Source organism: Nonomuraea sp. NPDC004354, assembly GCF_053602555.1.
Window position 1 is genome coordinate 1 of the sequence record NZ_JBSGDV010000030.1, and the last position, 12370, is coordinate 12370.

Consider the following 12370-nt stretch of genomic DNA (forward strand, 5'->3'; position numbering starts at 1 on the left):
GTTCAGTTCTGTCGTCACACACGGATCTTGGACACCCTCGCTGCATGTTCGCAGCCAGACTCGGAATCCTCAGCCCTTGGAATCAATCATCTAGTCGGTTCGGCGGTAAGGAGGCCCGATGCTCGCCCCCACCCATGACACCGAGGAGATCGTCGAAAGGGTCGCCGCGCTGGATGTCGGTAAGGCCAGCCTGGTGTGCTGCGCCCGCGTCCCCGACGACAAGAAGGCCGGCAGGCGGCTGCAGGAGGTGCAGACCTACAACACGATGACGCGGTCGCTGCTGTCGATGGCCGATCGGCTGCGCTGCCTGGGCGTCACCCGCGTGGTGATGGAGGCAACCTCCGACTACTGGAAACCCGTGTTCTACCTGCTGGAAGCACAAGGCTTCGAGGTATGGCTGGTCAACGCCCGCGATGTCAGCACCTGCCCGGCCGACCCAAGACAGACAAGCTGGACGCGGTCCGGCTGGCCAAGGTCGCCGAGCGCCAGATGCTGCGGGCCAGCTTCGTGCCGCCGCCGGCGGTCCGGCTACTGCGCGACCTAACCCGCTACCGGGTGGACCTGGTGGAGGCCCGCACCGCTGAGAAACAGCGGGTGGAAAAGCTGCTGGAGGACGCGCAGATCAAGCTGAGCGTGGTGGCCTCAGACATCTTCGGCGTCTCCGGACGGGCGATGATGGCCGCCCTCATCCGCGGGGAGCGCAGCCCCAAGACGCTGGCGCAGCTGGCGCGCTCCAGCCTGCGCGGCAAGATCCCCGCGTTGGAGGAGGCCTTCACCGGCCGCTTCTCCGACCATCACGCGTTCCTGCTGGCCACCATGCTGGCCCGGGTGGATGCCATCAACGCCGACATCGCCGCCCTCGATCAGAGGATCACCCAGCAGATCGACCCGTTCGCCGCGGCGGTCGAGCGCCTGGATGAGGTTCCGGGGATCGGCCTGACCGCCGCGCGCGCGATCATCGCCGAGATCGGCCTGGATATGAGCCGCTTCCCCACCGCCGCGCACCTGACCTCCTGGGCGAAGTTCGCGCCAGGAGTCAAGGAGTCGGCCGGCAAGCGCAAGGGGAAGAACGCCACCGGGCACGGCAACCGTTACCTGGCCCGCACTCTCGGAGAAGCCGCGGTCGTCGTCGGCCGCACCGACACCTTCCTCGGCGAGCGCTACCGGCGCATCGTCCGGCACAAGGGCAAGAAGCGCGCCATCGTCGCGGTCGGCCGCTCCATCCTGGTCATCATCTGGCACCTGCTGTCCGACCCCGACGCGCACTTCATCGATCTTGGTGCCGACTTCTACACCCGGCGCACCAACCCCGACCGCAAGAAGCACGCCCACGTCCGCGAACTGGAAGCCCTCGGCTACCGCGTCACCCTCGAACCCGCCGGCTGACCGCTACCGTCTCCGCGAATCTGCTGCATGCCGCGACGTGAGGTTCGCTGCCGCATGTCCGGTGAATGTCCGATTTTCGGATCAGGAGAGTGGTAGCTGTACAGCAAGCGCACGCTCGCTGAGCTGGGCAGATGCCTCACGCTGCCTTCACTACCTCAAAGATCATCCCGTGCATGTCCCGCATCTGAATCTGAAATGGCCGTTGCCCCCGTGCCGAGAGGCTACGGGGGCAACGTGTCAGGGATTGAGCTAGCTGGCCTGAGGCCACCGTTCCCGGTCGTAGGGAAGGAGCCAGCCGGCTACCTCGCCTCCGATACGCCTGACTTCCTTCTCCGAGATGCCCGGCCGCAAGGGTAGAACGTAGATCTTGCTCCACCTGGCGGTCTTGAGATCTTCGTGGAGATACTCACGGACATGGCTCGCGAGCCCCTGCGGGTCACTCGGCCGGTAGACCGACCCGACGTAGCAGACCTTCTCCCGGCCGTCCACCACGGCGTACACCGCGCAAGACGCGTCCGGGAGCATCTCGAGGTCTACCTCGTAAGGGTGGGGCATGGGGTGCAGAAGCGCATGCCCGCACATCTCAGCCAGTGCCCTGTAGACAGTGCGGTTCATTAGGCCGCCTCTCCGTTACCAGCCTCCTCGTCCAAGACCGGCTCGTCGAAGTCTTCGGTAGCGCTGAGGGCTCCGTCGATACCGGCCTGGGCTTCGAGAGCTGCCTCCCACCAGCGCTCAGCGTCATCGATCATGTTGCGCAGGTTGTTGCGGAGAAGGACCGCGACGTTACGGCCTTCCTTCTCTATGAGGGGCGTGCCGTCAGAGGCAGTGATCGCCTCGAGATCCCGCATGCTGCTTTCCAGGTTGCGTAGATGCGTCTTGACGGTGGCGGTTGCCTGCTTGAAGCGCTTGCTCACCTCTTCCTCCGGGGGAAGGGGAGCCGGGGGTTCTCCGTCCTTTGGGGCGAGTACCTCACGCAGGAAGACGTTATCGATGAGGAGGTCTTCGCCGGCAGCGCTCTTACGCGGCTGGCCCTGGCTATCGACCTGGCGGGGCTTGAGGCCTTCGCGGTCGTCTTCGACGACCTGCCGGAGGTGCTGCAGCCCGGCCTCGGATTCCAGGAGGGCCTCGATGACAGTGGCGGGAGTGCGGCGATCACCACCCACGCCGGTGTCGTGCCGCGGTCCACTGATCATGCCGCGCTTGGCGAGGACGTAAGCAGCCCGGACCCACAGCTCGGTGCTGGCCGGACCGATCTCGGCATTTGCGAGTTCCTCAACGGCTGCCTCGAACAGGCTCTGAGGGGTACGCCTGGTCGGCTTCCAGGGACGGGTGCTCAAGTCGCGGGGCAGGGCGTCCTTGAACGTCTTCCGGAAGTCGGCCAGCCTGGTGTCGCTGACTGCGCCGTGGAGCTCGCGGGCGACCACCTCGATAGCGAGGGGAAGCTTGGTGTGGCCGGTGACCTTCACACGACGCCGCGTGCCCCCACCGTCCTGGTCGTCGGTGAGGATGAGCGCGATAGGCCGACGGATCGCGTTGTGGGTCTTCGGTTCGTTCGTGGTGAACAGGTAGACAGCGCGGGCAGCGCGGTCGTCGCCATACGGCAGGAGCTTGCGCGCCGAAGCCTCGGTATGGGTGAGCCGTCCTCCGAGCCAGTGCATTTCGTCGGTGGAAATGACCTGCGCAGTGTGGGCAGCGATCAGGCATTCCTCTGCCAGGGAGGCATGGCGGGCTTCGTTGGTCCACTGCTTCTTCGGGTTGAGGTGATCCTGGGCGACCCGAGCCTTGATCGCCTGGGACAGGTCCACGGTGCCCGGGATGTCGGGGTCCACGCCGATGATCAGCTCGAAGTCGGTGGTGGCGCATCGCACCGCCGCCTTCTCGCTGCCAGTGATCTCCTCGGCCGGCTTGTTGGCGTAGCTGTTGATCTTCATGATGTGGCTCTGCATCGGTGCTGCGGCCCGGGGCAGGTCGAACAGCACCTCTTCAGCGCTCAGTCCCATGTAATACAGGGCGTGGCTGGTGCGACTAGATCCCTCACGCACGAAGATATGCGTCGTCGGGGTGGTGCCGTCGTCATAGAAGACTGTGGTGGCCACTCCGATCGGGGGATCCATGATCCCCTGCTCCTCGATGCTGGGGTGCGGGCTGTTGCGTGAGCGCGTGGTATCGATGGCCCATTCGAGCTGCTCGGCCAGTGCCTCACGACTTGGGACCCGAATGCCCATCTCTCCCACACCTTCCTCAGCGGCGAGGGCTAGTGTGGCGGGTGGGGCGCCAACGGGCTGTGCGAGAGCGAACTGGACCTGGTCGGCGTTGCGGGGGTTGTACGGGTCGGGCGCGAGCCTCGCCGTGTAGACCTGCCCGCTCACGACACGCAGGTATGCGCCGGGAATCCGGCGGCGCTGCGGGTTCTCGACCTGGGCCAGGACGGCAGCCGGGTCAGTCCAGATGGTTGAGATCGCTCCGGCAGTGCGGTCGTTAATGCCCTGCTTCTTCAGGGCAGCGCGCAGCGCGCGGTGGGCATCCGAGTCCGGGATAGCCGGGACATGGCGGATGGGTTTGACCAGCTCAGCCGGGTTCGGCTGGCCGTTACCAGAGGTGGGGCTCACCGGTACCTCCTTCAGGCTCCCTCTCCACGGGAACCGCTCCCGTGGAAACAACACACGGGAGCCGGAGACGCCGAACCGGCTCTCGCGTCCCTGCTCAGCGGATCCTGGCCCGCATCACGGGGAGCGACAGAGGCACGATCTACACCTCGTTGGCTTAGCCTCAGCACCTTCCAGGTGCTTGGGCGGGCTGTGCCCTCTCTCTTCGGAGGTCGGCGCCTCCATCGAGAGTACGAGGTGACGCATGCCTCGCGTCACACGACCCAAGGTAAACCGTTCCTCCCGTATCTGCAATAGGTCCGTAAAGTAGCCGCCTTGGGGCGGTCCGTCAGGGTGGGTTGGGTCACCGCCGAGTCTCGCGCCCTGTACGTGAGGTCACCGGGATAAGCTGTGCACGTCTCACCAAGTGACGAGTGTGGGGGTAAGGGCCGCGTAACTGAGCACACGACCCTGCTGAATACATTCATTCCATGCGGCTTGCTGGGTCTGGTTGCCGACGCTCCGGACCGCCGCGGCAAGTGCGTCATAAGCGATGTGGTACACAGCGTCGACTTCGCCGGTACCGCGCGCAATGGCCTGGAGACGACTCGGGAGCGGCTCGGCCGTCACGGTGACGAGATGTGGCTGGCGTCCGCGTCTATGGCGGATCATCTGATTAAATTCGTGACGAATGTTCTGTACGCGGTCGGACCGGATCGTCCACTTGCACGAGATTGCAGCGTGTAGGAACGGTGAGCCTCCGCTCGGATCAGCGATGCCCACGGTGACGTCGGGTTTAATCAAGTAGTCACGGCCAATGGTGACGGCAAGGGCCGGATCGCGTTTTACAAGACTGTCGACCTCACGAAGATGCTGGTACTGGGAGAAGTCGGTAATGATACGGCCGCGGGAGACAACCCAAGATTTACTGGAACCAGCTTGGGTGAGTTGGGCAGCGATATCGCGTTCAACCAAGGACTCTAGAAGAGGGCCGGGATTTCCATAAATGTTCGTGGGAACCCCTGCTGGAACACCGAGCTGGTTAAGGATCTCCCCAGCGAGCGCGACGGACTGATCGCTGTCAGTGTCGGCGGAGTTAGGCACGAGGCTCTGCTTCTTCTTGTTCAGCAGCCAGCCCAGGAGATCCTTCGCGAAAGAGGCGGTCACCCGAGGGACACTACAGCACAGGCCGTACTATTCCCTATCTTGCGGGTCTTCCGCGACGAAATGGATGCCGCAGGCGTCGTGCCGCTCTGTCAGCTAATCTTCGATCTGTGCCTGTTGAACAGGTCATGCCGCTGATGGTTCTCCTGTCCAAGGAACGCCTTAAATTCGCCGAGCTTGTAGGCGACGTCGCCGTTGGACCGCTCGGCCGTTATCAGCTCGAAGTCATGGCCGAGGTGGTTCAGGTGTCGTTCGACCTCCGGCTGCCCCAGCGGATCCTGTGTGTTAGCTAGGCGCTCGACGATCTGCTCAACCGTCAGTGGCCGGCTGCTGCCAAGCAGAACCCTGTAGACGGGGTCCAGCACAACATTAGTGTTCTCCACTAGAACCCGTCGGTCACCCTCCTTCTGTAGAGCTTTTCTAATTGCTACGCCGAGCGCCATGGCGACCGGTGGCGGGAAGGCGTTACCGATCTGCCGGTACTTTGAGGTCTTGCCGCCGAGGAACTCCCATGCGGCGAAGTCTTTGCTGTACCAGCCCTGGATGCGCGCAACCATCTCCACGGTGAGCATCGGATGCCTAGCGCCCTTCACCCTCGGGTTGTTGGGTCCAGGTGGACCATCGGCTACTCCCTTGGCGTCAACTCCCATAGCCTCCCACGCTGCCTTGGCCCGCGTAGGACCAAGGTCAGCACCACCGTGCTTTTTTGAGCCCCCAACAATGGTCGGGGCTATCTTGTTCGCATTTCTGACCCACTCCTCAAGCCTGTCCTCGGGCCAATCGCCTTCGGCCATTAGGTCCCTGAGTAGCTCGCCGACTCCCGGCGGTTCTTCCGTGTGCTTCTTGGGCCACTTGAAGTATTCCGCGTACTCCGGCTGGAGTGCCACCAGTACAAACCGGGGACGGAGCTGAGAAACGCCGTAGTGATCCGCTTGCAGAAGATCCCACTCGGCTATGTAGCCGTACTCCTTCAACCGGTCGAGTACTCGCTGCCGATACGCCGTGAACCGGCTGCCACTCAGGCCCTTGACGTTCTCAAGGAGGAGCGCCTTCGGCTTGATGCGGCCGCACAGCTCCACGGCCCATGCGAACAAGTCTCGCTCGTCAGTGGCCCCCAATTGCTTGCCTGCAATGCTGAAGGGGGGGCACGGCACGCCTCCGGCCAGCAGATCGACGCCCATGTATTCTTCTGGCTTCCAGACCTCAGGGTCAGCGACATCACCGACTTTGACGGTGTCTGTGGCCTCTTTCTCGTCGTATCCAAGCACTTTGATGAGGTTGTGACGGAGCGTCTCGGCAGCTTGCCTGTCAAGCTCGACGGCAAGTGCGTGCCGAAAGCCTGCACGTTCTAGACCGAGCGACTGTCCTCCGGCGCCGGCGCAGATCTCGACCACCTTGAGCACGCCTTCTCCCTCTGATGTCGGCGTGCTTGATCCATCAGCCTCAGCGGCGAGCTCGTAGTCCGACGCTGCGTTTTTGTGTCCGAGAGGCTGCTCTCTGTCTCCAGCTTGGATCTCGACGACGCTAGGCTGCTCTGTGGTCACTGGGATCCCTTTCGTAGTCCGGATGAGGCGATGGACCGGTGGGCAGCTGTATCTTCACGGAGAAGACCGTCAGCCGTACGCCCAATGGGACGAGTGTGGGAGAGAACAAAAGAGTCCAAGCCAGGAAGCAGGCCCACGCGCGAGGGATCTATCCGGCGCCGCTCGACGAGGGCCGATCTCGCAACATGCAGGCCAACCGGCGCTCCAACACCAAGCCCGAGGTCGCCTTGCGTAGCGCGTTGCACCGCATGGGGTTCCGCTACCGGAAGGACCTCCGGCTGGACTTCGGTGAGGTGAAGGTCCGTCCGGACATTGTCTTCACAGCCAAGAAGGTCGCCATCTTCGTCGACGGCTGCTTCTGGCACGTCTGTCCGGAACACGGTCGCTACCCCACCACGAACGAGTGGTACTGGGCGCCCAAACTCCGCCGGAACATGGAACGCGACCAGCGCGTCAACACCGCGCTTGCGGCGGCTGGCTGGCAGGTGGTCCGGCTTTGGGAGCACGAACCTCTGACCACGGCCGTAGCGGCGGTGGTTGCAGCGGTGAGCCCCGATGCTGAGCATGCCAGCGAGACTAGCGTGACCTGCCGACAATCCTGCAATCAGGAGTGAGCACAAGGTCGGTAAGATCCTGGCCGCCAAGCAAGTTAGGGCCTATTGCCGATCTTGCCATGTGACTCGTACGGCCATACTGGAGAGTGCTGGTCAAGCCACGCTCTTACAGCTGTCCATAGCCATAGCCATAGCCATAGCCATAGCCATAGCTGGCGTGTCGAGCGTCCACACCGGATCACCTGCGTACGCTCTGGACCGAGACGGGATCAATAGCGCGAAGCCGTAACAAGCATGGAGTCGTACTCGATCAACTGTCGCTCGCATCCTCGCCCAGGAGCAAACCGAGACTTTTCTGGATACTTTCACGATGTACGGCGGGCAGTTGGCGGTATTGGGACCACACCTGCTCGGCATCCGATAGCGAGCGGTGCCCCACGGCCATCCACCTCAGCAGCTTCTGCTTCTCCTTCCTCCGCAGTTCCTTGATCCGATCCCAGATCTGCTCGGGTGAAAGCTGCGCCCCAGTGAGGTGCTGCGCGGTCTCGTTGCATCGAGCGCACTCGGTGACTAGATCTTCCAGACCGGCCGTGGAGCCGTGCTTGTGTGGGTTCACATGGCCCAAGGTCAGGCGTGCAGTGGTGTCGGGGTCGTCCGGATAGGCCTCGCCTGCGCTGATCCCACATCGAATGCATCGGTGCAGGTCACGTTCCATGACTTGACGGCGGACTTTGCCGCTAATGGAACGGAGACCGGCTGAATGCTGACCGGGTTCCCAGACATGGGTGCCAATTTTCTCCAGGTATAGCTCGTCCGGACTCAATGTAGCCATGTCCCGGTAAGTCTTGATCACCCACCCGGCAGGGCGTAAATCCCGCATCCGGCGGTCAACCTGCTCAACATCGGGGATGGCCTTGCGGAGCTGCTGCTTACTGAAGCGCCTCCCCTCGCCGATCTCCCCGTGCAGCCAAAGGGCGACACGGATCCGCGCGCCCAGCTTTGAGTCGCGCCAGTCTGGCCATACGACGTCCATCAAGACCTCCCCAAGATCCGTTTGAGAGGGAGGGTAGGCGATGCGGTGGGAACCGGCAACCAGCGGCAACGTTCAGCCGATGACCATCAGCACGGAAATGTCGGAGTTGAGGGCTATGATCGCAAGTAGATCGGTTCGAGCCTTTTGGGTATGCGCACAGTTTTGGATGGCTATGACGACTCCCCATACCACTGCTCAGGATGTCCTCGACCTGTTCAATGTCACGCCGGAGACCAGGAGCGCCCTTGCTGAATGGCGTGCCGACGGCTCCAAGAAGCACGCGGTCGTGCCCTTCGTTGAGGCTCACGAAACCTCATTTATCTATCAGCTCGGATCTAAGGACGTCGAGCATGTCTGCAGGACGACGGAACATGCACTTGGCGACGTGAAGCGCGCTACCGCCGAAAGCGTTCAGGACATCGTGAACTGGCATCCAGATTTCGCGTTCATGCACGTCCTCCACTACTGTGCCGAAGCCACGAGGGAGTTACCGACCTGGCAGCTCTTCTACGAGTTCATCCGCGAAGACCCGGAGGCCAAAAACATGCTATGGAGGCCTGCCCAGGAGGAGGTCCAGCGCATCGCCTCCTCTGGTATTAGTAGGTCTATCGTCAAGGACGCCATGCGATGGCGCGTTGGCAACGCTTACTACTCCTTCCTCCGAGAGATTTACGTAACAACGCACCTCCGGGCGGCTGGACTCGACGTCCGCATGCATCCTCTCGCTGACGCCTTATTCCGCGTAGACCTCTGGTGCGGTCGCACAACATGCAGTCTCCTGGTCAAGAACAGCAAGTTCCACAAGGACAACGAGGGGAGGAAGCTCCAGACACGCGAACTGCTTTCAGCGGCAATGCCACCGTTCCAGTTCCACAAGATTCAGCTGGAAAGGGCATCGAGATTCGGCGTGGTTCACTTGCCGAGCGCGGATCAGATCAAACTTGCTGCGAAGCGGCTTCATACTGCGGTCGCTACGGGAGAACCTGCGTAGACGCCTGCCGCGTATCGCTCCATCGAGTAACCGCGCGGCGCCACGGAGGGCACGAAGAACAGTGCGGACCGGGGCGAAGGCACAAACAGCAGCATGTGGCCCCTTGGCTCTTCCGTTGGCGTGGTGTCCATCGAGTCCGGCGCCGACAATGCGCCCGCGCCCTCTGACCCCTGCTACTCGTTCCTGTGGGCCGAAGAGACAGGTCTACCTCATGCGGGTTTCCTTCTAGCGTAGTGCAGGTGAGCTGCTGTCGCTGTGATCATCCCAAGTTGCCCGGTGGCAAGGCCCGACGAAGGAGGGCCGCGGCAGCCGATCGCCCAGCCCGACTCAAAGAGCGCCGAAGTGAGCGATCGTCACGGCCTGTTACCGTCTGATCAGCTCGCTGTGCTGCTCTTGACGTCAGAAGACAGTCGCCCGTAAGCGCGTCGGCGGTGCTGGCCGCGACCGGCCGGAGAGCCGCAGCGCGGCCAGCGACCGCCCGACGCGCGGCAGTCCACCTGCCCACACGGCACCATCATGTCCTGCACAGCCAAACACGGCCCCGACGACCCACGCCTCGGCGAACCACTCTGCCCGAACTGCTACGACTACACCGGCTCGGTCCTGTTCAACGCCCTGGCCCCGCTGCTGTGGAAGCGCCTGGCCGACTCCCTCCGTCGGCACCTGGCCAAGCTCGGCGGCCTGGCCCTGCGCGAACTCCGTGACCACCTCGCCGTCTCCTTCGCCAAGGTCGCTGAATACCAGCGGCGCGGCGTCGTCCGCTTCCACGCCGTCATCCGCCTCGACGGCCCCGACGGCCCCACCACACCACCTCCGGCCTGGGCCACCGCAGACGTCCTGGAGCAAGCCGTACGGCACGCCACCCGCGTCGTCAGCGCCCTCGTCCCTGCCATCGACGACCAACCGGCCCGCCTATTCAAGTGGGGCGCCCAGCTCGACATCCGCCCCATCACCCTGAACGGCGAACTCACCGAACAGGCCGTGGCGGGCTACATCGCCAAGTACGCCACCAAGGCAGCAGAGTGCGTCGGCACCCTTGACCGTCGGATAAGTCCGCTCGACGACCTCGACGCCTTCAACCTGCGCGACCACGCCAAACGCCTGATCGCCGAATGCCTACGTCTGGGCACCATCGAAGAACTGGCCGGCCTCCGGCTCACTCAATGGGCACACATGCTCGGCTTCCGCGGCCACTTCTCTACCCGATCGCGCCGCTACTCCACCACCCTCGGCGCCCTCCGCGCCGCCCGCGAAGACCACGTCCGCGACCACGAAATCACCACCGGCCGCCTCCCGCTCTTCGACGACGACACCGTCCTCGTGATCAGCGAATGGACCTACGCGGGCAAGGGCCACTCCGCGGGCGATCAACTCCTCGTCGCCGCGCTGACCGGTGCCCGCCTCCCGGACATGGGAGGTGGTGCCCGATGAGTCGCCGTGACGAGCTACTCACCGTTGTTCAGGTCCTCGACGAGCTGGGCGGAATCTCCCGCCGCACCTTCTATCGCTGGCGCGAACTTGGGACCGCGCCCGTCTGCATTCAGCTCCCGAACCATGAGCTGCGCGTCTGGCGCAGTGACCTCATGTCGTGGCTCGACTCTCGCCGGGGGATCGCATGAATACCAGCTACGACGTGAAGTTCTGGGAGATCCAGCGCCGTACCGACAGGAAGACCTCGGCGTTCCTCGTCCGCTGGACGGTGGCGCGCAAGCCCAAGAGCAAGACCTTCTGCACCAAGGGCCTGGCCGAATCGTTCCTGTCCGACCTTCGCCAGGCCGCGAAGCAGAGGGAGGCCTTCGACCTGGCCACCGGCCTCCCGCTCTCGATGCTGGAGCCTGAGTCCTCCGGCCCGTCGTTCCTGTCGTTCGCACAGTCCTATGCCCTGCGCCGCTGGCGCACCTCGGCGGCCCGCACCCGCGAGACGGACGCTTACGCGCTGCTCACGCTGGTACCCGCTCTGGTGGCCGATGTTCCGGGCCGCCCTGATGCAGAGGAGGTACGGCAAGCACTGCGCTCTCACGCGCTGCTGCCCGAAGACCGGCGGACAAAGTTGCCCCGCGAGCAAACCGCAGCACTCGCCTGGCTGGAGAAGGCATCGCTGCCCATATCGGCCCTCGGCGAAGCGGCTACGTTGCGCCTGGCCCTCGACGCCATCGCGGTCACCTTCGCGGGCAAGACCGCCGGGGCCAACACCATACGGCGCAAGCGCGGAGTCCTTCATCACCTTCTGGAGCAAGCAGTAGAACAGAAGCTGTTCACGACGAACCCGCTCGATGAGATCAAGTGGACTCCGCCCAAGGCCGTGACCGTCGTTGACCCTCGAACGGTCGTGAGCCCGGCCCAAGCTCGGAAACTCCTCGACGCCGTGCCCAAGGTCGGGCGCAAGCGCGGTGCCCGGCTCAAGGCGCTGTTCGCCTGCGTCTACTACGCCGCGCTCCGCCCGGAGGAGCGGCAGACCTGCGGCAAAAGAACTGCACACTGCCCGAGTCGGGATGGGGCCTGCTCATCCTGGAGCGGGCACGGCCCCAGGCAACCAAGCGCTGGAGTGACAACGGCCAGACCCACGAGTCGCGTCGGCTCAAGCACCGGGCTGACAAGGAAACCAGGGAGATCCCGATCCCGCCGGTCCTGGTGGCCATCCTCCGAGAGCACATCGAGGCGCACGACGTCGCTGAGGACGGCAGGCTCTTCCGCACCGAAACCGGCGGCTCCTACTCAAGCTCCGCCTACTCCTACGTCTGGCAGGAAGCCCGCAGACTGGCCTTCACGCCCGCTCAGGTCGCTTCATCCCTGGGCGCCCGGCCGTACGACCTGCGGCACGCTGCCGTCTCGCTCTGGCTGAACGCGGGCGTCCCGGCCCCTGAGGTCGCCAAGCGCGCCGGTCACAGCGTGGACGTCCTGCTACGCGTCTACGCCAAGTACATCGACGGCCAGCAGGACCACATCAACGGAAAGATCAACGATGCTCTTGAATAGCTGACCCTCGCTCACCTCGGCCCCGGCCCTCACCGCCGGGGCCTTCTGCTTGCAGCATCCAAACGGGTGATTAGTTCCCATCTTGAAGCGCTTGGTCCGACAAACGATCCATATGCCTGCGTCATAGAGACTAAATG

General features: G+C 63.8%; 9 protein-coding genes and 2 pseudogenes. 6 read left to right on the top strand and 5 right to left on the bottom strand.

Going from position 1 to position 12370, the window contains the following annotated elements; translation table 11 throughout:
• The first annotated feature begins 118 nt into the window (after nucleotides 1-118).
• Nucleotides 119-1386 (top strand): annotated as a pseudogene (locus ACWENQ_RS42815) (IS110 family transposase).
• A gap of 249 nt (nucleotides 1387-1635) precedes the next feature.
• On the opposite strand, the gene ACWENQ_RS42820 reads toward ACWENQ_RS42815, so the two are convergent.
• The 4 genes from ACWENQ_RS42820 to ACWENQ_RS42835 all read right to left on the bottom strand — a co-directional run bounded on the left by ACWENQ_RS42820 (nucleotide 1636) and on the right by ACWENQ_RS42835 (nucleotide 6679).
• Entirely contained in the window at nucleotides 1636-2001 is a 366-nt protein-coding gene (locus ACWENQ_RS42820; RefSeq protein ID WP_452419384.1) for a hypothetical protein, read from the bottom strand.
• A complete protein-coding gene (locus ACWENQ_RS42825; RefSeq protein WP_452419385.1) occupies nucleotides 2001-3995 on the bottom strand; it encodes a hypothetical protein in 1995 nt (664 codons plus the stop codon). The genes ACWENQ_RS42820 and ACWENQ_RS42825 overlap by 1 nt, the downstream gene beginning before the upstream one ends.
• A 396-nt stretch (nucleotides 3996-4391) precedes the next feature.
• Entirely contained in the window at nucleotides 4392-5138 is a 747-nt protein-coding gene (locus ACWENQ_RS42830) for an NgoMIV family type II restriction endonuclease (protein ID WP_452419386.1), read from the bottom strand.
• An 89-nt stretch (nucleotides 5139-5227) separates the two neighbouring features.
• On the bottom strand, nucleotides 5228-6679 hold the full coding sequence (locus ACWENQ_RS42835) for a DNA cytosine methyltransferase (RefSeq protein WP_452419387.1): 1452 nt from the start codon (nucleotides 6677-6679) through the stop codon (nucleotides 5228-5230).
• A gap of 95 nt (nucleotides 6680-6774) precedes the next feature.
• Between ACWENQ_RS42835 and ACWENQ_RS42840 the strand changes: the two genes are divergently transcribed.
• Nucleotides 6775-7293, top strand: a complete 519-nt coding sequence (locus tag ACWENQ_RS42840) for a very short patch repair endonuclease (protein ID WP_452419388.1) — start codon at nucleotides 6775-6777, stop codon at nucleotides 7291-7293.
• A 250-nt stretch (nucleotides 7294-7543) separates the two neighbouring features.
• Here ACWENQ_RS42840 and ACWENQ_RS42845 read toward each other — a convergent pair whose 3' ends face one another.
• The gene (locus ACWENQ_RS42845; protein ID WP_452419389.1) at nucleotides 7544-8266 is read right to left on the bottom strand and encodes an HNH endonuclease; all 723 of its coding nucleotides are present in this window, start codon (nucleotides 8264-8266) and stop codon (nucleotides 7544-7546) included.
• A 79-nt stretch (nucleotides 8267-8345) separates the two neighbouring features.
• On the opposite strand from ACWENQ_RS42845, the gene ACWENQ_RS42850 reads away from it, so the two are divergent.
• From ACWENQ_RS42850 to ACWENQ_RS42865, 4 genes and pseudogenes are all read left to right on the top strand, one after another.
• Complete coding sequence (locus ACWENQ_RS42850; RefSeq protein WP_452419390.1) at nucleotides 8346-9257, top strand: hypothetical protein; 912 nt, start codon at nucleotides 8346-8348, stop codon at nucleotides 9255-9257.
• 480 nt (nucleotides 9258-9737) lie between these two features.
• A pseudogene (locus ACWENQ_RS42855) lies at nucleotides 9738-10688 on the top strand (replication initiator); the annotation flags it as partial.
• On the top strand, nucleotides 10685-10876 hold the full coding sequence (locus ACWENQ_RS42860) for a helix-turn-helix transcriptional regulator (RefSeq protein ID WP_452419391.1): 192 nt from the start codon (nucleotides 10685-10687) through the stop codon (nucleotides 10874-10876). The pseudogene ACWENQ_RS42855 and the gene ACWENQ_RS42860, both read left to right, overlap by 4 nt.
• 1012 nt (nucleotides 10877-11888) lie before the next feature.
• Nucleotides 11889-12233, top strand: a complete 345-nt coding sequence (locus tag ACWENQ_RS42865) for a hypothetical protein (RefSeq protein WP_452419392.1) — start codon at nucleotides 11889-11891, stop codon at nucleotides 12231-12233.
• Nucleotides 12234-12370 lie beyond the last annotated feature (137 nt).